This window comes from Paenibacillus sp. MAH-35 (assembly GCF_058135425.1).
In genome coordinates, this window is the sequence record NZ_JBYUPU010000011.1 from 1 (window position 1) to 23,959 (window position 23,959).

Here is a 23,959-nt window from a genome sequence, read left to right on the forward strand (position 1 = left end):
GCCTCCAGCTTCCTTCAGATTCCATCTCACGATGGACACCCTTGCTCTTGGCTAGTGGTTGGCCACTACATGCCCCCACAGCGGACTTTCACCGCCTAGTTAGTCGCCATGCGTGGCGCACTGAAAAAGGCTCCGGCTATATGCCGGAGCTTTGGTGCGTACAGACGAGTTTTAGCTGCAGGACGAGACTCCCCGCCGCTTTTACTTGCTGTGGAGCAGTTTCGTACGATGCTCGCGTGGACGATTTTTATACTGAACCGTCCCATTCAGCACGCTCCGGAACAATAATACAAGGTTGGAGCCGAAGCGGCGCCTGCCTGTTCAGCCGGTTGTCCGCCGGAGCGATTAGCGATCAAGCCGAGTAAGAAGCGGAAGGCCGGCAGCAGTCGTACAAGGTTAGGCGGATTACCGCTTCAACTCGTCTTGGATCTGCTTCAGCAGGACGCGGCAGCCCGCCTCGACCATCTCATACACTTCGTCAAAATTGCCGGTGTAATAAGGGTCCGGCACGTTCTCCAGCTTTCGCTCCGGCAGTAAATCGAGGAGACGAAACATTTTGGACTTTACTCCGCCGTCCGGCTGCTCTGGAGCTCCGGAACCCTCGCGGGTATGCTGTGCCAAAATCTCGTTCAGATTGCTTAAATTACTATTATCCATGGCGATGATATAGTCGAACTGGGCAAAATCTTCCGGCTTAACCTGCCTCGCCGTCATCCCGTTCCACGAGATGCGCTTGCTGTCCAGCATCTTGCGGGTCCCTTCATGCGGAGGATGACCGATATGCCAATCGCCGGTTCCTGCAGAGTCTATCTGAATCTGCTGCTCCAGCCCCGCTGCCTTTACTTGGTGCCGAAGTACCGCTTCCGCCATCGGAGAACGGCAGATGTTGCCCAGACATACGAACAATACATGAATCATGTCATACTCCTTCCCGTCTATCGACATTGCATTATTTTCAAATGACAAGCAAACGATCCGGAAGCACTTCGATCGCAACCGGTGTTCCGGCCGGCGTCTCCCCTCCGAATTCTCCGTCCATATGTATCGTCATCGGCGTGCCGCTCTCCATCCGGATCTTCCTCCCGGCCAACATCCTTACAGCCGGATGCGTTACATGCGTTCCGTCGTAGACCCGCGGGAAAAAACGCAGCAATTCCATACGCGATATCCCTTCCACCAGACACAGATGGAGCCATCCGTCGTCATCCTTGGCATCCGGACAAATCTTCATGCCCCCGCCGTAACCCGGCATATTGGCGATCGCCATCAGCCAGACGCCGTCGTGCTCGGAGGTGATCCCATCGACATCCAACCGCACACGGCAGGGCTTGTACGTAATCAACAATCGTAGAACAGTGACAACGTAAGAGATCCGCCCCGCTCGGATTCGATTGAACCAACGTTTGTACCAGGACCGGTTCGTCAGCTTGGCCACTTCGCCGTCAAAACCGATTCCCGCCGATATGGCAAACAGTCTGCCATTGATCAAGCCGGCATCGATCCGGCGGCTGTTAAGCTTCAATACGCGCTCCAGCGCGCCTTCCCATAACAGCGGATATCCGAGGCTGCGTGCAAAATCGTCTCCGGACCCGGCAGGAATGCAGCCGACCGGCACGCTCGTCCCCGCGACTCCGTTCGCAACCTCATGGACGGTTCCGTCACCGCCTACAGCGACGATCGCGGTGGTACCCGGCTTATTAGCCAGTTCCCGGGCGATCTCCTCCGCATGTCCCTGTTTTTGCGTAAACGTACGGCCGTATTCAATGCCGAGCCTGTCCAGTGCCCGTTCGACCTCCTGCCATACTTTCTTCCCTTTACCGTTTCCGGATAGCCGGTTAATGACGAACCATATCACGGGTCCGGCTGCCTCCCATCGCTTTCAGAATCCGAACCAGCTCCGTACAGGTAAATCGCTGCGACCGCAAGAAACGCTCCTAAACGATAAACAAGCTTATCCACATGGAATGACCTTTTGTAAAGGTAGTTTTCATGCGAGCAGAAAGGATTCACTTTGGCTGAAAACGTATACTCAGCTCATAAAAAAAGGGTCACGACGGCAGTGATCCGACGTAACCCCTTGTACACGGCGACGTTTGACCCGTCACTTCGATTAGCAAGTGGACGGGGACGGAAAGGCGATCCGATCAATCGCTACAGCTGCTGGCGGGTTCGACTGAACCTTCCTCGACCTGTATTTTCTCGGATACCGTATCGCGGATAACGCCAACGACGAGCTGCAGCAAATAATTGATATCTTCCTGGGTCTGCTTGAACTGCGTGACGATCGGATAATCGTCCAGCTTGTCCTGCAGCTCTTCCAGCTCTCCGTTGATCTTGTCGACCATCTTCTGGTTTTGGAATCGCTCGAATGCAACCGCTTCTTTTTGCCGTTTTTTGATCAGCTTGATCAAATCCTGAATTTCGGTGTTGGACTGAACCTGTTTCTCTGCCTTTTGGAACATCAGGACTTCATCCGTCGTAGAAATCAGGTGAGCGAGCTCTTTCGCTTTGGCCATGATATCGTCGCGTACGATTAAATCCGTCTTGCTGTAGCTCTCCATATCGTGAGGCGGATTGGCGCAAGAATGACCATGCTCGTGATTATGGTCGTGATCGTGATCGTGGGTATGTGCCCCGTGCTGTCCTGCCATTCTATTCACTCCTACGTTTCTATTCGTATATCGAATTTGGATTAAACGACTTTGGCAGGCTGTGAAGTGATCAGCTCGCCCTTGAGAACCCATGTCTGCGGCTCCGTAATCGTCACTTGGACGAATTGACCGGCTAAGTCTTTCGAGCCGCGGAAATGGACCAGCTTGTTCGTTCTCGTCCGTCCGGCCAGCACATCCGGGTTCGTCCGGCTCTCGCCTTCGACGAGCACTTCCAGCGTCTGCCCCCGGAGCTGCTCATTCTGCTCGCGGCTGATCACATTCAATAGATCGTTAAGACGCTTCAAGCGGTCTTTCTTGACTTCTTCAGGCACGTTATCCTCCATCGCCGCCGCAGGCGTGCCGTCACGCGGAGAGTAGATGAAGGTGAAAGCCGAATCGTACCGAACCTCGCGAACGAGCGAGAGCGTGTCCTGGAACTGCTCCTCCGTCTCGCCCGGGAATCCGACGATAATATCCGTTGTCAGCATCGCGTCCGGAATGGCAGCGCGGATTTTACGGACGAGGTCCAAATAATGCTCGCGCGAATATTTACGGCTCATGAGCTTGAGCACTTCGGTATTGCCGGATTGGACCGGCAAATGAATATGCTCCACCAGATTGCCCCGCTTCGCCAGCACCTCGATCAGCCGATCGTCGAAATCTCTCGGGTGGGACGTCGTAAAGCGGATACGCGGGATATCGATCTTGCGCACGTCGTCCATCAAATCGCCGAACGAATACGAGATATCGTCAAAGTCTTTACCGTATGCGTTCACGTTCTGGCCAAGCAGCGTAATTTCCTTAAACCCTTGCCGCGCCAGATCGCGGATCTCCGCCAGCACGTCATGCGGACGACGGCTCCGTTCCTTGCCGCGCGTATACGGCACGATGCAGTACGTACAGAACTTGTCGCAGCCGTACATGATGTTAACCCATGCTTTCATGCCTTCGCGTTTTTTGGGCAAGTTCTCGATGATGTCGCCTTCTTTGGACCATACTTCGACGACCATCTCTTTGCCGTAATACGCTTCTTTCAGAAGCACCGGCAGCCGGTGGATATTGTGCGTGCCGAAGATGATATCAACGAAAGCATGCTTTTGCATAATCCGGTTGACCACCGATTCTTCCTGCGACATACAGCCGCATACGCCCAAAATAAGCCCAGGCTTCTGCTGCTTCAGCGTCTTCAGATGGCCGAGCTCGCCGAACACTTTATCTTCGGCGTTCTCCCGGATCGCACACGTATTCAGCAGGATGATGTCGGCATCGAGCTTCTCTTCCGTCGACTCGTAGCCCATCTCCTCCAGCATGCCCTTCATAACCTCGGTATCGTGCTCATTCATTTGGCAGCCGTACGTACGGATCAAATATTTCTTGCCGGTGCCGATCGTCTTCATGTCTTCCGGAATAGCCGACTCGTAGTGAACGGCGATATCCTCTTTGCCCCGCTTTTTTGCATCTTTTAATGAAGGCGGTTGGAAATATATCGAATAGTCCTTGTCGGACTTCGTTTGTTTCTCGTCCAAGAGGGTCAATTCCTTTTTCAACAATTCCACTTCCTTTCCGCATCCAGTCATTATTTCATTATACCATTATTCCTCCCTTTCTGACAAAATAAATGCTGGGGGAGCTATATAAGTTGAACTATTGTTTGAAGTCCATTTCATTGCGAAAAAAATTGCTTGAAGCTTCAGACATCTTGTTTTGAGTGTCTCGGATTGGATTGGCCTTCGGACTGTTGACACTCAAAGCATATCCTTCCGAAGCAGCTTTCTAACGAAAGCTCTTAAGCCAAAACTCGCTTTCAAGCTAATTTCTTTTCTCCACTACATTGGGTTTTTCCATCGATGATATTTAGTTCAACTTATATAGACAAAAAACAAAAAGCCGAGTGGGGAAATCCCCTTCGGCTAATCAATCCAATATAACAGCGGTCTCGCCATTTTTAATGCCGGCCGCGTTCGCTTCATCCGTATCGATATGCATATCGAGCGCAAACTGGTCGGAAATTCTGGCGATCACGTCTTCGAAGACTAGAGGACGAGTGCCCCCGACTCTTACCCGCAGCAGCTGCTTGTCCCGGATGCCCCATTCGGCGGCTTCCTTCGTATGGAAATGAATATGTCTGGCTGCGATAATGACGCCGCGTTCGAGCACGACCTCGCCTGCAGGACCTTTCACTGTAATGCCCGGTGTCCCTTCGATATTGCCGGACTCCCGGACGGGAGCATCGATGCCGAGCTGGAACGAATCCGTCTTGGAAATTTCGATTTGCGACGCTTTGCGCGCGGGACCCAAAATCCGCACTTTGTCGAATTTCCCTTTCGGTCCGTATACGGCCACCGTCTCCTCCGCCGCAAACTGGCCCGGTTGGGATAACGGCTTGAGCGGCTTCAGCTCATAGCCCGCTCCAAATAAAAGTTCGATATGCTCCTGCGATAAATGAATATGACGGGCGGATACCCCGACCGGAACGATTTTCTCCACGCTCATCGTAAAGCTCCTCTCTGAGATGCGACTCTGATCTGTATGCGATACTCTAGTATCGCACTTCTCGCTTTCCATTATAAGCTAATGTAGAAAAAAGACATGTGACCGTGATCACATGTCTTTCGTTCACGCTTCTTAACGGAATTCGGCGACAAGCTTGTCGAACTCGGCTTCCGTAATTTTCATATTTTGCTTGGCGAGCGCTTCCGGCTTGAAGCCCGGAACCATTTCCTCGTAGCTTTGCTTTTCTTTGTTTTGATAGATAATCCCGGTCAGCATACCGTTCGTCTCCATAATTTTCGTCATCGCCATAACGCGGTCGTTCGGGTTGTAGTCCGGAATTTCGTCGAGGTCGACGATGTTTTCCTTGAACCACTCATACGTGTTGAACTTGTTGAACGTTACGCATGGGCTGAAAATATTGATGAACGAGAAGCCTTTATGCTGAATGCCCGCTTCGATGACGGCCGTCAACTGCTTCAGGTTGCTGGAAAACGACTGGGCGACATAAGTAGCACCTGCTGCAAGAGCCATCTCGAGCGGAGCGAGCTCGGACTCGATCGACCCTTGGGGCGTATATTTCGCATTGACGAACCCTTTCGCGCTGCGCGGGGAGTTTTGCCCTTTGGTCAGCCCGTAAATTTGGTTGTCCATGACGATATAGGTCATATCGATATTGCGACGGATCGCATGAACCGTATGGCCAAGACCGATGGCGAAGCCGTCTCCGTCACCGCCGGAAGCGATAACCGTCAGCTCGCGGTTAGCCATCTTGAGCCCTTGTGCAATCGGCAGCGAACGGCCGTGAATGCCGTGGAAGCCGTAACAGTTAATGTAGCCCGAGATACGGCCGGAACAGCCGATACCGGATACGACAGCCAAGTTTTCAGGCTCCAGACCGACGTTTGCAGCCGCTCTCTGGATCGCAGCTTGTACGGCGAAGTCGCCGCAGCCCGGGCACCAGTTCGGCTTTACGTTATTTCTGAAATCTTTTAATGTCGCCATCTTAGTTCAGCTCCTTGCAATGTTTGTAAACTTCCGAAGGCAGGAACGGCGTTCCGTCGTATTTCAGCATGCTCGTAATTTTATCGTGTCCCACATGCAGCTTGATTTGCTCAGCCAGCTGACCTGTGGCGTTGTTTTCAATAACGACGACTTTTTTCGCTTTAGCAATCTGAGCGGCCACTTCGTCCACAGGGAACGGATGGATCAGACGGACCGTCGAATGGTTCGTCTTCATTCCTTCCTTAGCCAATCTTGCTCTCGCCTCGTCGATCGTACCGCCTGTTGATCCCATACCGATGATCAGCAGGTCCGCATTGTCGTGCGGAGCGTCAGATACGACTGCGTTCGCAAGCTTCAGGCTTTTGAGCTTGGCGAGACGTTTGTCCATCATCTTCTGACGGTTGATCGGGCTTTCCGACGGACGGCCGGTCTCGTCATGCTCTACGCCGGTAACGTGGTGCAAGCCGCCGGGTTCGCCAGGCAGTACGCGAGGGGACACGCCGTCTTCGGTAAATTCGTACCGTTTGAACAGCTTGCCGTCCTCCTGCTTCGGAACGTCGGTCACCAGGTTGCCGCGATCGATGACGATTTTGTTGTAATCCAGCAGTTCGGAAGATTGCTTGCCGAGAGAGAGCTGCAGGTCGGTCATAATAATTACCGGGCATTGGTACTTCTCCGCCAGATTGAACGCTTCAATCGTGTCGTAGAAGCAATCTTCTACTGTAGCAGGGGCGATCACGATTTTCGGAATCTCGCCGTGAGTTCCGTATACCATCGCGTTCAAGTCGCTCTGCTCCTGCTTGGTCGGAAGACCCGTGCTCGGACCGCCGCGCTGCGTGTTGACGATAACGACAGGCGTCTCAGTCATGCCGGCAAGACCGATCGCTTCCATCATCAGCGATAGTCCGGGACCCGCGGAAGCGGTCAGCGCGCGCACGCCGCCGTAGTTGGCGCCGATCGCCATCGTGACGGCTGCGATCTCGTCTTCGGTTTGGATGACCGTGCCGCCGAACTTAGGCAGGCGCTTGATCAAATATTCCATAATCTCGGAAGCCGGTGTGATGGGATATGCCGGCATGAAACGGCAGCCGGCGGCTACCGCGCCAAGTCCGATCGCGTCGTTTCCGATAATGAACAGCTTCTGCGATCCGTCCGCTTCCGCCAGCTTGAACTCTTCCAAAGGACCGCCGGCCAGCTCGATTACGAAGTCCGCCGCACGTTTGACCGCTTCGACGTTCTTTTCGACGACTGCAGGACCCTTACGGCCGAATTCTTCTTCGACGGCTTTGTTGAACACTTCGAGAGGCAATCCGAGCAATGCCCAAGAGGCACCGGATGCCGCCATATTTTTAAACAGCGCCGTTCCCAAATCTTCCGCAATCGCGGTAATCGGAACTGGGAACAGACGTGCGTCTATACCTTCCGGCAATGTGGGATTAAACTTGGCGTCAGCGACAACAACGCCGCCCGCGCGAAGCTCGTGCGCATTCAAATCGATGGTTTCTTGGTCGAACGCGACCAATATGTCCAGATCGTCGGAAATCGCCCGAATCGGCTTCGTACTGATCCGGATTTTGTTGTTCGTATGTCCGCCCTTAATCCGGGAAGAGAAATGTCTGTAGCCGTATAGATAGTAGCCAAGACGATTTAAGGCGGTGGAGAAGATGCGGTCCGTACTTTCAACGCCTTCCCCTTGCTGCCCTCCGACTTTCCATGACAACTGCTCGATCACAACGTCCACTCCTTTAAACTGTGTCCTTCGGTGATGGGATGATAGATTCGAATCATCGCAAAACCTAACATTTTGAAAGCGCTACACCGTTAATGAGACCTCGGCATTCTTAAAAGATTTTATGCTTTCGGACAGGAAAATGCAAGCGATTTGTACATAATTGAAACATAGCTATATTAGATCGAATCCATCTCGGGATTAGATTGATCCGCCGACTAGCATTCTGATTTTGGCAGGGCCGTCACAAAATATTCATACCAATTGCGAAACATGACCCGCTCCACAAGCTCCGCGGACATCCGTTTCGATAGCGCTTCCTCGAGTCGGGCGTAGCCGGACGGGTCTTCCAAGCCCGGCACCTTTTTGCCGATTCCGTCGAAATCAGCTCCCAGCGCAGCCGCCCGTTCGCCTCCCCATTCGCAAACCGTCTCGATATGCCGGACCACCTCATCGATCGTCGCCGATTCGTTTGCGCTTACAAACGGCGGAAAAAAGTTGATGCCGATCACGCCTCCGCGTTCGGCGATACACGTGATTTGCCGCTTGTTCAGGTTGCGCGCATGCCCGCATAGCTCGAAAACGTTGGAATGCGAGGCGACGAAAGCCTTCCCGCTTAACTCGGCAACTTCCCAGAAGCTGCGTTCGGCCAAATGAGACACATCTATTATTATTCCCAAGGAATCGCATTCTTTAACAAGGCGCCGCCCTTTTATCGTTAATCCGCCGTTTCGCGGCTCGGATACGCCGTCTGCAGCCCAGTTCGCAAAATTCCAGGTCAACCCGAGCATCCGGACGCCGAGCCGGTACAGCTCCCGGACGTGGTCGACACGGCCGTTCAGCGCATCCGCGCCTTCCAGTGTCAGCAGCGCTCCCGGGCGCCCCGCTTGCACCGCCGCCTGCAAATCTTCGGGTGAGCGGACGGCTACCATCCCGGCTTGCTCGATAATCCGGCTGTGAAACAGCTCGGCACAAGTCCTTATCTGCTCCATATTCGATTCCGGCAAGCTTTCCGATATCCATATCGCAAAACATTGCATCGCCGAACCTGCCTGCTGCAGCTTATCCTTTGTCACGTCCAGCCGCGAGTCGTTTCCTGCAAAACAGATCGTCGGATCAAGCAGAAGCTTGCTTAAAACGTCGCAATGCGCATCAATAACCGTCATCATGTCCGTCCCCTTCCCGATTTCGGATAATCGACTTTCCGTATGTATGCGAACGCAACCTTTTCGCGGGCCGCAAAAAAAGCCCCTTGCAGGAGCTTTATATCAATCGTTTTACTATAGGCTTGCTTGCAAGCTTCGCGTTCTAACGCGGTTCGACAATCAGCTTGATCGCGGTGCGATCTTCGCCGTCAATAACTATATCCGTGAAGGCCGGGATGCAAATCAAATCTACGCCGCTCGGTGCTACGAATCCTCGTGCGATCGCTACAGCCTTGATAGCCTGATTCAACGCTCCAGCGCCAATGGCTTGAAGTTCCGCCCCGCCTCGCTCGCGCAATACGCCGGCCAATGCACCCGCAACGGAGTTGGGATTGGACTTTGCTGAAACTTTTAATACTTCCATGGCTAGACCTCCTCGGGAATGTTGGATGAATTCCACTACTACACTATTCGTGCAGTTCTGGAATAATTCCTTCTTCCGGCAAGTAGTAAACCACATTAAATTTCAAAAGTTTCTGTCAATTCGCGCAATTGTTGGATACATGGCGCTCCCGCACCTCAGACCGCCACCGCATTCACTAGCTGTGTTGCGTCAAGATACGGAGACGGAGACCGGGAAGGAGGGGCGCCGGCTTCTGCCGGTAATGACTATTCGCCCCGCGTCCTCTTCCCCGCTGCTTCCATCTACTCGAAAATCATCTCCGTCTCGAACCGGCGGACCAGCTCGATTTTTTTGGCCATTCCGCTCTCTGCGTCCAGGTCGATCACAACGGCGTGAAGCTGCCATTTGCCTTCGTCAGCCGTAAACCGGACGGGCAGCTGGGTTTTGAACTTCTGCAGCACCGCTTCCCGCTCCATGCCGAGCACGCCGTCCCTGGCACCGGTCATGCCGACATCGGTCACGTACCCGGTCCCCTGCGGCAGGATCCGCTCGTCGTGGGTCTGCACATGGGTATGCGTCCCGACAACCGCCGACACTTTCCCGTCGAGATGCCAGCCCATGGCGATTTTTTCGGAAGTCGCCTCCGCGTGGAAGTCGACGAATATATGTTTCTGCTTTTTTTTGAGCTTATCGAGGATCGAATCGATCGTCTGAAACGGGCAGTCCAGCGGAGGCAAAAAGGTGCGGCCCATCAAATTGACGATCGCCAGCTCTTTGCCCGCCTTGTTTTTCAGAATCGTCATTCCTTCGCCCGGTGTGCCGGGCGGATAATTGGCCGGACGGACGATCCGGGCCTCCTCCTCGATAAAATTGAAGATGTCTTTGTTGTCCCAAGTATGGTTCCCCATCGTAATGCCATGAACGCCGAGCTCGAACAGCTCTTTGGCGATTTGCGCCGTGATGCCGCGGCCGCCGGCCGCATTCTCACCGTTCACTACGATAAAGGCGGGATCGTATTTGCGCTTCAACTCGGGCAGCTGCGTCTTCACCGCTCTGCGGCCGGAGCCTCCGACAATATCCCCTATAAACAAGATGCGTATGGAACTCTCCTCCTTCATCGGTACCGGGCGGGCCATAACCGTCAGCCGGCCTTATACGGCCCCCCGGCAAAAGCAAAGGAGAAGTGGCCGGATAGCCACTTCTCGCTTTCGTTTCGGATGCTGGTTGTTCGTCTATTACTTTGCGTACTCGACGGCCCGCGTCTCGCGAATTACCGTCACTTTGATATGACCCGGATAATCGAGCTCGCTTTCGATCTTCTTCGTAATATCGCGTGCCAACCGGAACGCTTCCGTATCGTCGATCTTCTCCGGCTGTACCATAACGCGAACTTCGCGGCCCGCCTGGATGGCGTACGACTTCTCGACGCCGTCGAACGATTCGGTAATCTCCTCCAGCTTCTCGAGCCGCTTGATGTACGTCTCCAGCGTCTCTCTGCGCGCGCCCGGTCTGGCAGCCGACAAGGCGTCCGCCGCGCCGACCAGCATGGCGATTACGGAGGTTGCCTCGCAGTCTCCATGGTGGGAAGCGATGCTGTTTACGACGACCGGGTGTTCCTTGTACTTTTTGCCGATCTCGACGCCGATCTCGACATGAGAGCCTTCGACTTCATGGTCAAGCGCTTTGCCGATGTCGTGAAGAAGCCCGGCCCGTTTCGCCAACGTGACGTCTTCTCCCAGCTCGCCTGCCATCAGTCCGGCCAAATAAGCGACTTCCATCGAATGCTTCAGGACGTTCTGCCCGTAGCTCGTACGGAACTTCAACCGGCCGAGTATTTTGATCAGATCCGGATGCAGTCCGTGAACGCCTGTCTCGAACGTTGCCTGTTCGCCATACTCGCGGATCCGTTCGTCCACTTCCTTGCGCGATTTCTCTACCATCTCTTCGATTCGCGCCGGATGGATTCGTCCGTCCGCTACTAACTTTTCAAGCGAAGTCCGGGCAATTTCTCTCCGGATCGGATCGAAGCCGGACAAGATGACCGCCTCCGGCGTATCGTCGATGATGAGGTCGATCCCCGTCAACGTCTCCAGCGCACGAATGTTGCGGCCTTCGCGTCCGATAATGCGGCCCTTCATCTCTTCGTTCGGAAGCGCCACTACAGACACTGTCGTTTCCGCTACATGGTCTGCGGCACAGCGCTGAATCGCCAGTGTAATGATCTCGCGCGCACGTTTCTCGGCTTCTTCCTTCGCCTGGTTCTCGATGTCTTTGATCAATTGTGCCGTCTCATGCCGCACCTCTTGCTCGACGGAGGACAAAATGAGTTGCTTCGCCTCTTCCATCGTCAGCGCGGATATGCGCTCCAGCTCGGCTACTTGAGAACGGTACAGCTGGTCAATTTGAGATTGCGTCTCGTCAATCCGCTTCTCTTTGTTGGCGACTTGCTCCTCTTTACGCTCGAGGGATTCCATTTTTTTATCCAGCGTTTCCTCTTTTTGCAACAATCGTCTTTCTTGCCGTTGAGTTTCATTCCGACGTTCACGAATGTCTTTTTCAGCTTCGGCGCGAAGTTTATGAATTTCGTCCTTCGCTTCCAGTACAGCTTCCTTCTTCTGAGCTTCGGCTTCTTTCTTAGCCGCTTCGATCAGCTGACGGGCAGCTTCTTCCGCACTGGAGATTTTCGCCTCAGCGAGGGACTTGCGGATAAAATAACCAATCCCAAAGCATATAGCGCCAACAACGAGAGCGATCACGATCGTGATGACAATGTCCATCTTGTTCACCTCCTCGTTGAAGCCTCCAAGGGTTAGCTTGGGATATTCGGTTTTTTATTCCGGTTGCTTTCCACTTCATTCAATCCATGACCTCCGGTTGCAAGACCGGTCAAAACGACACGCTTTCCGCGGATTTCCGCCGTAAGGGGCGGCGAAAACCTGCATAAAAGGAAAAAAGGGCGTAATCCGGCGAAAACGGCGTGTACACCCTCATTTTAGCTTTTGCGAAAGAAGCTTGTCAAGCAACTCGGGAGCGCTCCGATGAAACGTTTTCAAAGCGTCAGCCGATCGATCACCATCGCCGCCGCTCCGACCGCCAGCGCGTCGTCCGACAGCTTGCCTCTTGTGAACGTAACCGGGTAGGTCGGATAATACAACGTATTTTTTAACGCCACCTGGGTGCTGATCTGGTAAAACAGCTCGTTGGTCGTAATGAGCGGGCCGCCTAAAATCACTTTCTCCGGGTGCAAAATGTTCAAAAGATTGGATAGTCCGATCCCGAAAAAAGTGGCGGCTTGCGTAAACAGCTCGGTGACCAGCCTGTCGTCGGCCGATAAAGCTTTCAGCAAATGCTGAAATTCAACCTCGTCGGGATGCTGGACCCAGTCGCCCAACACGCTTCTGCGGCCTTGCTTCAAGCGGACGGCCGCCTGCTTCTCCAGCACCGGAATGGAAACGAACGATTCGAGGCAGCCGTATACGTGCGACCGTTCCGGATGCGGCGGGCCGTCCGTCTGGATAATCATATGCCCGACCGATCCTTCCATATCAACCGCCCCGTATACGAGCTGTCCGTTCGACATCATCGCCGAGCGAATGCCGACTCCTGCCCGCACGTACAGCAGATGACGGTACTGCTGCGGAGATCCGGCCCAATATTCGGCCAACAAAGCGGTATTGGCTCCATTATCGAGCAGCACGGGAACGCCCAGCTCCTGCTCGAGCCTCGGGCCGATCGGCACCTGGCTCCAGCCTTCCGCCGGAAAGGAATGCGGGTTCAGCATCATCCCCTTGGTCCGGTCGACCGGGCCGACTGCGGCGATGCCCAGACCCAAAAAGCGCTCCCAATCGAGCGCATGCTTCTGAATCATCCGTTTGGCAGCGCCGGCAATTTCGCCGAGCAGCAAATCGGGGGTCAGCCGGTCCGTCATCTGCCAGGAGACGGAATCCAGCTTCTCGAGCTGCAAATCGCACAGAACGAGCCGGGTCGAAGCTCTGGAGACGTCCAGCCCGAATACGTATCCGCGATGCGGGTTCAGCCTGTACAGCAGCGGCCGTCTTCCACCGGACGACTCGCCGAGTCCGCTTTCCTCGATCCATCCCGATGTGGCGAGCTCTTCCAGCATCCGCGTCAACGTGCTCGACGTCAGTCCGTCCAGCTCCAACAAATCAAATTTTGAAACGATTCCTTTTCTCCGGATTTCCGCGAAAATCTGTTTCGCCTTCCGGTTCGGAATCCAATCCTCCAAATTAGGCATACACCGCTACACCCACCAGGCCGGATACGGCAATTACCGCGAGCGGATGCACCCGAAAGCGCATAAGGGCGATAAAAGCGCCGGCGAATATGGCGAGAAACCAAACCGTATTCCAATCGAATGCAAAGATGGCGCCGCCGTTCAGAAGCAGCCTGTAGGCCGCATAAAAAATCAGCGCTGCGACAATCGGCCGCAGTCCGTAAAACGCCGATTCCACTATCCCGTGACGGTGAAATTTGGCGAACAGCATACCCGCCGCAATAACGAGCAGCAGCGACGGCAGCGTCATCCCGATCGCGGAAACGGCTGCACCTGCCCAGCCTTGCGTGTAATAGCCGACCATAATGGCTATATTGGTCGCTATCGGCCCGGGCGATGCTCCCGCTACTGCAATCATACCAGAAAATGTGTCCGCATTCATCCACCCCTGCGTGACCGCTTCATGTTCGATTACCGAAACCATCGAATAGCCGCCGCCGACCGATACGAATCCGATTAATAAAAATGTGACGAACAGCTCCGCCAGCATCGCGCTATTCCTCCCCTCTCCGCCGCCCTTATATGCCCTCTCCGATAAAGTAGTCGGGCTCTCTATACGGGCCTTGGGCCGGTCTGCGGCGGCCCCCTCCGTGGCGATTATTCCACAATCCGATCCCGATTCCCGCCAAAGCGCCGAGCAAAATAACGAGTATCGGCGAAACGAACTTGAGCAGCAGCACAGCGGCGGCCGCAATCGCGATCAGGGTCGTCCATTTATCGGTTAGAGCGGTCTTCGACACGCGGTATCCGGCGTATACGATCATCGCCACCACTGCAGGCTTCATTCCTTGCAGCGCGGCTGCCACTTTCACGTTATCCTGCAGCGACAGGAGCAGCGTCGCAAGTCCCGTCACGATCAGAAAGGTCGGCAGCATCATGCCGATTACGGCCATAACGGCGCCGCTTATGCCCGCGACCCGGTAACCGATGAACGAGGCGGCGTTTAATGCGACGGCGCCGGGTATCGTCTGTGATACGGCCAGCACGTCGCCGATTTCCTCCTGCTTGATCCAGCCCTGTTTATGAACGGCTTCCTTCTCCAAAACCGGGATCATCGCATAGCCGCCCCCGAACGTAATCGGAGCGATTTTAAGAAATGTCCATAATATGGGCCCGAGCTGCTTCGTAGTACTCCGTAAGTTCCCCATTGTAATCCGTCCTCCCCTAGACAATTTCATTATACCTCACTTTATACCATTTTGGAATAAAGATATTGGCCTTTTTTGAAAAAATCGCTCCGACACTGGACATCCGCCCAGGATTCTTAGAACGTATCGAATAACTTTACACCATATTGAAATAATAAAAATGCGATTTTCTGAGCTTGAGCCCGGCCGGTCCAAGGTTGTACATGCCGGACAGAAATCGCAGTTCCGCATACAACAAAAAAGCCATCCGAGGAATCGCTTCCTCGACAGCTTTCTCAGAAATGAAATAAAGTTGAACAACGAGACGAAATCGAGCCGGCAGCCGCCCCCGTTCAGCTGCGGATCTTAACAAGCTCATCCATCACTTTGGCGGTCCGCAGCGCGGATTCGCCGGTGCTTGGACAACGTCCCTTGCCCAGCAGCTCGTCTACGATCGTCTGAATGAGCGGCTGCTGGATATGCTCCGGATGCTCCAGCGAATAGTCTCCGATTCCGTCCGCAGTCGTAAGCCGGATGGGTTCGCTGCCGAAGGTGGAGAACGTCAGCTTGCCTCGCGAGCCCACGATTTCATTCATTTCGCCCCCCTGATAAGCGGTAAAGCACCATACTCCCGTTCCCTGCACGCCCGATTCGAACACATACGTCCCGCTTACGACATCTTCCGCCTCATACGCCTTCCCTTGATTGCCGGCTCTTCCGGCTGCATCCCGGATCGGTCCCAGCAAAAAGTCGAGCAGATCCAGCGTATGGCTCGCCAGATCAAAAAAATGGCCGCCCCCGGAAATTTCCGGCCTAACTCTCCACGGCAAGCTGCCCGGATCTTCGGTCAGCTTTTTGGTATGTACGGTCGTAACAAACCGCGCTTCCCCGATCGCGCCCATGCTCAGCAGCTGCTTCACTTTGAGAAACCGCGGAAGCGCTCTCCGGTAGTAAGCGACGAACAGCGGTACCCCCGCCTTCCGGCATGCTTCGATCATCTCCTCGCATTCGCCCGCGTTCATCGCCATCGGTTTTTCTACGTATACCGGCTTACCCGCCCCAGCTGCGGCGAGGACATACTCTTTGTGCGACGCAGGCGGAGTCGCCACGTATACGGCGTCCACCTGCGGGTCTCCGATCAGTCTATCCGCATTGTCATACCATCTGGCTACGCGGTGCCGCCGGGCGTAATCCTCCGCCAGCTCTCCGTTTCGCCTCATCACGGCGACCAGTTCCGACCCCGCCGCCTGCTGAAAGCCCGGCCCGCTTTTGACTTCCGTTACGTTCCCGCAGCCGACAATTCCCCACCGGATCGTATTCTCCATCCTTCTTCCTCCGCTCCGTTATCCGCCTTCGCTTAACGTTGATGCTTCCCTGCCTGTAAAGCCGCCGCTTAACCGTACTTATTCTTCCGGCCATTCCCACAGCTCCGAGTCTTCACTGCGCTCGTCTTCGTCCGCAGCCTCCTCTATAATACGCCGGATGGCCTTGCCCACAATAGATGCCGAATACCCGCGCCGCATCAGAAAACCAGCGGTCTTCCGCCTTTTGTCCTGAGAGGTTCCGCTCGTCAGCTTCCACTTTTTCAAGCCGAGCTCGACGCAGATCCGCTCTTCTTCGTCCGGACGAACTTGATCAAGCGCCTCCTGAATCGTTGCAGGGGCGACACCCTTTTGCTGCAGCTCCTGCTTTACCCACCTGCTGCCCTTTTTCTGCGAGTAGATCCGCTGCTCCGTCCATAATGCCGCAAAATCGGCGTCGTCGAGATACCTCTGCTCCTTCAGCCGCTGTATAATCCGGTCAATCAGCGGTTCCGTATATTCCTTGCGCTTTAGAAACTGCCGGACCTCCTTCTCCGACCTCGGCCGGCGGCCGACATGCTTCAAGGCGTCAGACCATGCCCTCTGCTGCTCCTCGTCCTCCAGCACGCGGCGCAGCTTGTCCGCCTCGACCCGCTCCCCTTTCAGCAGCCGGTGCTTGATCAGCACTTCCTCGTAGACAGTTAGCGCATGCTGTCCGTCCAGATAGATGAGATACCGGCCGTTCCTCCTCGGATGCCTTTCGACAGCGGTAATGAGGGATTCCGTGTTGTTCATGCTGCCTCCTTCCGATAGCCAAACAGCGCAAAAACCGAAAACGCACCTTATCAAAATTCAAAGGTGCGCATCCGGTCATGCAGCCGTCACATGATGTTATTCGAACGCTGCCAGCTCATCTTCGTCCTCGTCGTCATCCGACGAAACCATCTGAGCGCCAACTTGGTTCATATTGCTTGCCTCACGGATCCTCTGTTCGATAACGGCAGCGATCTGCGGGTTATCTTTAAGGAACTGCTTTGCGTTTTCGCGGCCCTGGCCAAGACGTTCGCCGTCATAGGAATACCAAGCGCCGCTTTTGTTAACGATATCCATCTCCGTTCCGATATCCACAATGCTGCCTTCGCGGGAGATGCCTTCCCCGTACATGATGTCCACCTCGGCTTGCTTAAATGGCGGAGCAACTTTATTTTTAACTACCTTGATCCGTGTCCGGTTGCCGACCATGTCATTGCCTTGCTTGATCGTCTCGACACGGCGCACTTCCAGCCGGACGGAAGAATAGAACTTCAGCGCGCGTCCGCCCGGAGTCGTTTCCGGGTTACCAAACATAACGCCGACCTTCTCACGGAGCTGGTTAATAAAGATCGCGATAACCTTCGACTTGTTGATCGCACCAGACAGCTTCCGGAGCGCCTGGGACATAAGCCGGGCTTGCAGGCCGACGTGGGAGTCGCCCATCTCGCCTTCGATTTCCGCTTTCGGTACGAGAGCGGCTACGGAGTCAATAACAATGATGTCGACCGCACCGCTGCGAACGAGCGCTTCCGCGATCTCGAGCGCCTGCTCGCCTGTATCCGGCTGTGACAACAGCAATTCGTCGATGTTAATACCCAGCTTGCTTGCATACAACGGGTCCAAAGCGTGCTCGGCATCGATAAAGGCGGCTTGTCCTCCGGCCCGCTGCACTTCGGCGATCGCATGCAGCGCCACTGTCGTTTTACCTGACGATTCCGGTCCGTAAACTTCGATAATTCTTCCTCTCGGAAATCCGCCAACCCCAATAGCGATATCGAGCGCAAGCGCTCCGGTAGGGATGGTCTCCACCTGCATGTGGGTGGATTCACCAAGTTTCATAATCGATCCTTTGCCAAATTGCTTCTCAATTTGACGCAGGGCATTTTCCAACGCAGCGCGGCGATCTGACAACCTACTCACTTCCTTTTTATCGTTTCTATAGCTTATGATACCTTCTTTTCGCCCATTTGCCAAGTATTTTTTCGAACATACATTCGCATTTTTTTGCGAACAGTCGCTGCGGCCATCTCCAGTCCCGCCAAATAGCCGTATTCGCACGTATCCGCCCGATAAGCGTATGAGCTTCGAACGGACAAAAAAACACCGCAACAAGGCTACCAGGGCCATGTTACGGTGCTTCCGCTACAATACTGCAAGTATATCGCATGATCTCGTCCCGGGCAACAAAAACTTTGCCGGGCCGCCGAGCAGACGACGCTCGCGGCTTACTTTATAAGACGCTGCCACAGCCGGTATAAAGCGTGCTTGGCCGCCTTCAGCCGGATCGATTCGCGATTGCCCGACAATTGAAGCTTCTCCGCTTCGGCGCCGCGTCCGCGCTCGGCTAAACCGATGTAGACGAGCCCTACCGGCTTGCCTTCCGATTCAGCAGGCCCCGCTACTCCCGTAACCGAGATCGCGTAATCCGAGCCGATTCTCTCCATCACCTGCTCGGCGAGCAGCACAGCTGTCTCGGCACTGACTGCGCCGGGCGCGCCGGCGCCTTCGAGCAGTTCCGCCGGTACACCTAACAGGTTCCGCTTGATTTCGTTCGTATAACAGACAATCCCACCCTTGTAAGCGGCAGAACTGCCGGCTACTTCGGTGATCATCTCGCTGACCAGCCCTCCCGTACAGCTTTCGGCAAGCGCCAGCGTTTTGCCTGCTTCGGCAAGCTGCAATACGATCACACGTTCGATCGGCACATCCGAATCGGCATAGATGTGATCTCCGACCCGGCTCCGGATTTCCCGTTCGGTTGTCGCCAGCTTCCGCTGCGCTTCCTCGGCCGTCACGGCCCGCGTCGTCAGCCGGATGCTCACTTCGCCTTCCTTCGCATAAGGAGCGATCGTAGGGTCCTGCTGGCCTTCGATCAGGTCGATCAGCCGGTGCTCCAGGTTGGACTCGCCGATCCCGGCGAACTTGAGCATTTTCGAGTGCAGGGGAGCCGCTTGATCACCCATCACCGAGCTGATCCACGGGATCGCGTACCGGTCGAACATCGGCTTCATTTCCTTCGGCGGGCCGGGAAGCAGCACATAATGCGTCCCCTCATGCGTCAAAGCGACGCCTACCGCAAGCCCGTTGTCGTTGGAGAGTGGCTCGCAGCCTTCGATCAGATTGGCTTGTCTCGCGTTGCTCTCCACCATTTCCGTTCCTCGAGCGCGGAACAGCGAGACGATTTTGTCCATCGACGGTTGATGAATCGATATCGACAATCCGAGAAGCTCCGCAAGCGCATCCTTCGTCAGATCGTCCTGCGTCGGGCCCAGCCCTCCGGTCACGATGACGAAGTCCGCCCGCGAGGCCGCCAGCTCGAACGTCTGCCGCAGCCGCTCCCGGTTATCCCCGACGACCGTCTGGTAATACACATTCAGTCCTATGCCTGCGCAGCCTTGCGCTATGTATTGGGCGTTCGTGTTGACAATCTGGCCGAGCAGCAGCTCCGTGCCTACCGCGATAATCTCCGCTCTCATATCCGTTCTCCCTCTCCTGCCGCCAAGCCTTCCCAGCCTGCCGGCTCCGGTTATCTCCCCGAAAAACAACCCGGTGCGGTAAACCGACCGGTTGTTTGCTATATAAGTTAAACTAATGAAAGTTGAAGTCCATTTCGTTGCGAAAAAAATTGCTTGAAGCTTCAGACATCTTGTTTTGAGTGCCTCGGATTGGATTGGCCTTCGGACGGTTGACACTCAAAGCTTATCCTTCCGAAGCAGCTTTCTAACGAAAGCTCTTAAGCCAAAACTCGCTTTCAAGCTAATTTCTTTTCTCCACTACATTGGGTTTTCCATCGTAGATGTTTAGTTCAACTTATATATCCGTTTAATGGTCGAATTGAATTACGTGCCAGTTTTTGGCGAAATAATCGATTCCGGAATAAATCGTAATGATCGCCGCGATCCAGCTCGCAATCAAGTCGAACGGAATATTGAGGAACGCGAACGGAAAATTGTTAATGAGCAAGGCGATAATGGCGGTAATTTGGGCAGCCGTCTTCCATTTCCCAAGTTTGCTGGCCGCCAGCACGATACCTTCCGCCGCGCAAATCGAACGGAGCCCGGTTACGGCAAACTCCCGGCTGATAATGACGATCGCGATCCATGCATCCAGCTTGCCCATATCAACCAGCGATACGAGCACGGCGCTGACGAGCAGCTTGTCCGCCAGCGGATCGAGCAGCTTGCCGAGGTTCGTAATCAGCTTGTGCTTGCGCGCGATATAGCCATCGAGACTGTCCGTGCTGGCCGCAATAATAAAGATAAGAACCGCGATAATCTGGTTGTACGTAATGCTGAACTGTTCAATCCGGATAGGAGGCAGATCGAGATTCACAAGCAGGAAGAACATAATGACAGGGACGAGAAATATTCTCGCCACTGTTATGCGGTTCGCCAGATTCACGCGATCCCCTCCCCGGACAAATCGAATTCGAAGGAGTGCGTAATCCGCACCTTTTGCATCTCGCCGATCCCGGCGGAGCATTTTGAAACGAACACTTCGCCGTCCACGTCCGGAGCATCGTATTCCGAGCGTCCGATGTATACGTCGTTGCGCCCGTCGTACCGTTCAATCAGCACATTCAGTTCTTGCCCGATCCGCTTGCCGTTCTCTTCGCGGGATATTTCACGCTGGATTTCCATCAGCGTCGTCGCCCGGAATTCCTTGACGTCCTCCGGAAGCTGATCCGGCAGTCTGGACGCCGGAGTGTCCTCCTCCTGCGAGTAGGAGAATACGCCGAGCCGGTCAAACTTCATCTCTTTGACAAACTCGCACAAGTTGGCGAAGTCCTCTTCCGTCTCGCCCGGGAATCCGACGATTACCGATGTGCGGATCGCCACGTCGGGCATGCGGGCACGGATTTTGGCGACCAGTTCCCTGGCGTCGCGCTGACGGCCCGGACGGCGCATCCGTTTCAGGATCGTGTCCTCGCTGTGCTGAAGCGGCATGTCGATATATTTGCAAACTTTAGGATTGGATGCGATCGTTTCGATCAACTCGTCTGTAAAGAAGCCCGGATACGCGTAATGAAGCCGTACCCACTCGATGCCGGGCACTTCGCTGACTCGGTCCAGCAGGGCCGGGAGCATGAACTTGTCGTACAGGTCGGTCCCGTAGTTGGTAGAATCCTGCGCGATCAGACTGATCTCCCGAACGCCCTGGGACGCCAGCGATTGCGCTTCGGCGACAACCGATTCGATCGAGCGGCTGCGAAACTTGCCGCGCATGATCGGAATGCTGCAGAACGTACAGGCGTTATCGCAGCCCTCTGCAATTTTGACATACGCCGTATAACGCGGAGTGGTCACTCTGCGCGGCAGCGCCTTCTCGTAATTAAATGCCGGATTGCCGATCAGAATCGGTTTTCTCCCTGCAAGCGCTTCATCGATAATATCGTTAATTTTATCGAAATCGCCGGTTCCGACAATCCCGTCGATCTCCGGCATTTCGTTCATCAGCTCTTTTTTATAACGCTGGGTCAGGCATCCGGAGACGATCAGCGCCTTCAGACTGGCCGTATCTTTCAATTCGGCCAAGTCAAGGATTGTATTGACGGACTCTTCTTTGGCGGCGTCGATAAATCCGCACGTATTGACGATAATGACGGTTGCGTCTTCCTTATCGTCGACCAGCGAGTAGCCGCGTTCATGAATGAGGCCGGACATGATCTCCGAGTCCACCAAGTTTTTTTCGCAGCCAAGCGTAACGACTTTTACTTTTTCTGTCATGAACTAGTTCCCCCAAGCTCTATTCGAAAGCGTAATCTTTCATTTTGCGGTGCGCGCGCTCGTATCGAAAGCCGGCTATAGCGGACAGTGCTTTTACGGAGCGCAGCAGTAACGTGCCCTGCATAACATACACACAAGTATAATACACTCCGCTTGAAAGTGTCAAAAATAGAAGATACGCCGGTTTTAGGCCGAAAAATCGTATATACGGCAAAAAGCCGTACTTGTAACAGTAAGGCCGGCTGCCATATGCACAAAGCTTATCTGAAGTTGACGAACTGCAGGTCGAGATCGATATCGGATTGCCTCAGCAGTTGAATCGCTTTTTGCAGATCGTCCTTGTTTTTGCCGGTAACGCGGATTTGGTCGCCCTGGATCTGGCTTTTGACTTTCAGCTTGGAATCCCGCAGCAGCACATTGATTTTTTTGGCATGTTCCTGGCCGATCCCCTGCTTCAGCCCGATCCGCTGACGGACGGTGGAGGAAGCGGCCGGCTCCAGTTTGCCGTATTGCAAGTTTTTAAGAGATATCCCTCTCTTGACCATCTTCGAATGAAGAACGTCCAGCACGCTGTTCAGCTTGTACTCATCGTCGGAGATGACGACCAGTTCGTTTTTGTCAAGCTGGATGCTGCTTTTGGAGCCTTTAAAATCGAAGCGGTTGTCGATTTCCTTTTCGGCTTGTTGTATGGCATTGTTCAATTCCTGCATGTCGATCGCCGAGACGACGTCGAACGAATTCTCGGAGCTCATCTAATCCAATCCCGCCTTCCCATCGTTTCCTCCATTATAACAATCGGCGCTTACGAAAAAAAGACACCTTCGCAGGTGCCCCGGGGATGCCGATCGGCATGAAGATCGTTAACGCGCTCGATCCGGCGTTCGAAACATATCCAATACGCCAAGGATGATATGAGCGACGCCAAAGCCCAATATTCCGTAGCCCCATACGTTCGGGGTCAAGTACCAGCCAACCAGGCTTACGATCACGCCCAAGATGGTGACTACCCAGCTTGTTCCCATTGTCGATTCCCTCGCTTCGCGATAAAGTCGTTACGTAATCGTAGGGTTGCCGGAATAAGAGCGGTTTATTCTTCCCCGGGCGCTGCCCGTTACATCGGTTTTTCCAAATCGATCTGCACTTTTTTGGAGGCTTTGACCGTTCCGAGCTGGATCGGGACTCCGTTGACGGTAATCTCGGCAGCAGGAGGAAATCCGATATTCAAGTAGACGCTTTGATCGGACGTCCAATCGCGGGTATCGCCTTTTTTGTAAAGCTTCGACTCGATCGATTGATGCTCCTGCTTACGATCGGCGGTGGCCGGGATAATCTTGCTGATGCTGAGCCAGCACTCTTCTCCGTTAATGACCAGCTTCACATTCAGTTTATCGGCATTCGTCACCGTATAGTAGTCGATATTGCCTACAGAGCGGGCAAACGTAACGACGGGCTCGGGGAGATTGACAGCCGGCGGGGTGACCGAACCTTCGGGAGGCTTGCCGGTGTCCGTTTGGCCACCGGCTCCAGCGTCTCCCGTATTTTGTACGGACGGGGCATTCTTATCCGGAAGCTTGTCCGTAATTTTATCGCTCGGGTCCACTTGTTTTTTAGGATCGTTCCCACTGTAAGACGTCCCGATAAAGTAGTAAATGATGCCCAATATAAGCAGGATGAACGACAGCATCAAAATATTGGACGCCCATTTGCTGAGTTTCTCCGTATTGCGCGTACTGCTCCGCTTCCGGCGGATCGGCTCTACGGCCGGTTCGACCTCCGTCGCCGGCACCGCTTTCCCGTAATGCTCGAGAACTTCATTCGGGTCCAGCCCGACCGTCTCGGCATAGCTTTTGATGAAGGCGCGAACATAGAAATTGCCCGGCAATACTTTGTAATCGCCTTCCTCGATCGCTTCCAAATACCGCTTTCGGATTTTCGTCGTTTCCTCAAGCTGGTCGAGCGATATTCCTTTATCCAGACGCGCTTTTTTCAGCAGCTGTCCCAAATCCGACACTGTTCAATCACCTCCTGGGGTTTGTCATGGTGCGGGAAAGAGTG

Annotated in this window: 23 protein-coding genes; all 23 read right to left on the minus strand. The window is 54.3% G+C overall.

The window, feature by feature from the left end; genetic code table 11:
• Positions 1 to 405 precede the first annotated feature (405 nt).
• Positions 406 to 918, minus strand: coding sequence for a low molecular weight protein-tyrosine-phosphatase (locus AC3Y2E_RS13940; RefSeq protein ID WP_379211219.1), 513 nt, complete (start codon positions 916 to 918; stop codon positions 406 to 408).
• A 37-nt stretch (positions 919 to 955) separates the two neighbouring features.
• Entirely contained in the window at positions 956 to 1,855 is a 900-nt protein-coding gene (locus AC3Y2E_RS13945; protein ID WP_379211221.1) for a diacylglycerol/lipid kinase family protein, read from the minus strand.
• 289 nt (positions 1,856 to 2,144) lie between these two features.
• Complete coding sequence (locus tag AC3Y2E_RS13950) at positions 2,145 to 2,651, minus strand: YlbF/YmcA family competence regulator (RefSeq protein WP_379211223.1); 507 nt, start codon at positions 2,649 to 2,651, stop codon at positions 2,145 to 2,147.
• Positions 2,652 to 2,692: 41 nt separating this feature from the next.
• Complete coding sequence (gene miaB / locus AC3Y2E_RS13955) at positions 2,693 to 4,228, minus strand: tRNA (N6-isopentenyl adenosine(37)-C2)-methylthiotransferase MiaB (protein ID WP_379211226.1); 1,536 nt, start codon at positions 4,226 to 4,228, stop codon at positions 2,693 to 2,695.
• Positions 4,229 to 4,565: 337 nt separating this feature from the next.
• Positions 4,566 to 5,138 (minus strand): phosphate propanoyltransferase, encoded by a 573-nt coding sequence (pduL, locus tag AC3Y2E_RS13960; RefSeq protein WP_379211597.1) that lies wholly within the window; start codon positions 5,136 to 5,138, stop codon positions 4,566 to 4,568.
• A 138-nt stretch (positions 5,139 to 5,276) separates the two neighbouring features.
• Positions 5,277 to 6,146 carry a 2-oxoacid:ferredoxin oxidoreductase subunit beta gene (locus AC3Y2E_RS13965; RefSeq protein ID WP_190926561.1) on the minus strand — a complete coding sequence of 290 codons (870 nt, stop codon included), beginning with the start codon at positions 6,144 to 6,146 and terminating at the stop codon, positions 5,277 to 5,279.
• A gap of 1 nt (position 6,147) precedes the next feature.
• Complete coding sequence (locus AC3Y2E_RS13970; RefSeq protein ID WP_190926560.1) at positions 6,148 to 7,878, minus strand: 2-oxoacid:acceptor oxidoreductase subunit alpha; 1,731 nt, start codon at positions 7,876 to 7,878, stop codon at positions 6,148 to 6,150.
• Positions 7,879 to 8,093: 215 nt separating this feature from the next.
• Positions 8,094 to 9,044, minus strand: coding sequence for a dipeptidase (locus AC3Y2E_RS13975; RefSeq protein WP_379211229.1), 951 nt, complete (start codon positions 9,042 to 9,044; stop codon positions 8,094 to 8,096).
• A 139-nt stretch (positions 9,045 to 9,183) separates the two neighbouring features.
• Positions 9,184 to 9,444 (minus strand): stage V sporulation protein S, encoded by a 261-nt coding sequence (locus tag AC3Y2E_RS13980; protein ID WP_006211249.1) that lies wholly within the window; start codon positions 9,442 to 9,444, stop codon positions 9,184 to 9,186.
• Positions 9,445 to 9,725: 281 nt separating this feature from the next.
• Positions 9,726 to 10,523 (minus strand): TIGR00282 family metallophosphoesterase, encoded by a 798-nt coding sequence (locus tag AC3Y2E_RS13985; RefSeq protein ID WP_332072626.1) that lies wholly within the window; start codon positions 10,521 to 10,523, stop codon positions 9,726 to 9,728.
• Positions 10,524 to 10,658: 135 nt separating this feature from the next.
• Complete coding sequence (gene rny, locus AC3Y2E_RS13990; RefSeq protein ID WP_190926556.1) at positions 10,659 to 12,200, minus strand: ribonuclease Y; 1,542 nt, start codon at positions 12,198 to 12,200, stop codon at positions 10,659 to 10,661.
• A gap of 272 nt (positions 12,201 to 12,472) precedes the next feature.
• Positions 12,473 to 13,678 carry an ROK family protein gene (locus AC3Y2E_RS13995; RefSeq protein ID WP_379211233.1) on the minus strand — a complete coding sequence of 402 codons (1,206 nt, stop codon included), beginning with the start codon at positions 13,676 to 13,678 and terminating at the stop codon, positions 12,473 to 12,475.
• Complete coding sequence (locus AC3Y2E_RS14000; protein WP_379211235.1) at positions 13,671 to 14,207, minus strand: chromate transporter; 537 nt, start codon at positions 14,205 to 14,207, stop codon at positions 13,671 to 13,673. The genes AC3Y2E_RS13995 and AC3Y2E_RS14000 overlap by 8 nt, the downstream gene beginning before the upstream one ends.
• Positions 14,208 to 14,235: 28 nt before the next feature.
• A complete protein-coding gene (locus tag AC3Y2E_RS14005) occupies positions 14,236 to 14,865 on the minus strand; it encodes a chromate transporter (protein WP_379211237.1) in 630 nt (209 codons plus the stop codon).
• 332 nt (positions 14,866 to 15,197) lie between these two features.
• Positions 15,198 to 16,169 (minus strand): Gfo/Idh/MocA family protein, encoded by a 972-nt coding sequence (locus AC3Y2E_RS14010; RefSeq protein WP_379211239.1) that lies wholly within the window; start codon positions 16,167 to 16,169, stop codon positions 15,198 to 15,200.
• Positions 16,170 to 16,247: 78 nt separating this feature from the next.
• The gene (locus AC3Y2E_RS14015) at positions 16,248 to 16,940 is read right to left on the minus strand and encodes a RecX family transcriptional regulator (protein WP_379211241.1); all 693 of its coding nucleotides are present in this window, start codon (positions 16,938 to 16,940) and stop codon (positions 16,248 to 16,250) included.
• A 96-nt stretch (positions 16,941 to 17,036) separates the two neighbouring features.
• On the minus strand, positions 17,037 to 18,089 hold the full coding sequence (gene recA, locus AC3Y2E_RS14020; RefSeq protein ID WP_332072463.1) for a recombinase RecA: 1,053 nt from the start codon (positions 18,087 to 18,089) through the stop codon (positions 17,037 to 17,039).
• Between the two features lie 314 nt (positions 18,090 to 18,403).
• Complete coding sequence (locus tag AC3Y2E_RS14025) at positions 18,404 to 19,654, minus strand: competence/damage-inducible protein A (protein ID WP_379211244.1); 1,251 nt, start codon at positions 19,652 to 19,654, stop codon at positions 18,404 to 18,406.
• A 346-nt stretch (positions 19,655 to 20,000) separates the two neighbouring features.
• Positions 20,001 to 20,579 carry a CDP-diacylglycerol--glycerol-3-phosphate 3-phosphatidyltransferase gene (gene pgsA, locus AC3Y2E_RS14030; protein WP_190926540.1) on the minus strand — a complete coding sequence of 193 codons (579 nt, stop codon included), beginning with the start codon at positions 20,577 to 20,579 and terminating at the stop codon, positions 20,001 to 20,003.
• Positions 20,576 to 21,904: a 30S ribosomal protein S12 methylthiotransferase RimO gene (gene rimO, locus AC3Y2E_RS14035; protein WP_190926538.1), complete on the minus strand. Its 1,329-nt coding sequence runs from the start codon at positions 21,902 to 21,904 to the stop codon at positions 20,576 to 20,578. The genes pgsA and rimO overlap by 4 nt, the downstream gene beginning before the upstream one ends.
• 260 nt (positions 21,905 to 22,164) lie before the next feature.
• Positions 22,165 to 22,656, minus strand: coding sequence for a YajQ family cyclic di-GMP-binding protein (locus AC3Y2E_RS14040; RefSeq protein WP_190926536.1), 492 nt, complete (start codon positions 22,654 to 22,656; stop codon positions 22,165 to 22,167).
• A gap of 108 nt (positions 22,657 to 22,764) precedes the next feature.
• Entirely contained in the window at positions 22,765 to 22,926 is a 162-nt protein-coding gene (locus AC3Y2E_RS14045; RefSeq protein ID WP_190926535.1) for a hypothetical protein, read from the minus strand.
• Between the two features lie 89 nt (positions 22,927 to 23,015).
• Positions 23,016 to 23,915, minus strand: coding sequence for a helix-turn-helix domain-containing protein (locus AC3Y2E_RS14050; protein ID WP_379211248.1), 900 nt, complete (start codon positions 23,913 to 23,915; stop codon positions 23,016 to 23,018).
• Between the last annotated feature and the right edge of the window lie 44 nt (positions 23,916 to 23,959).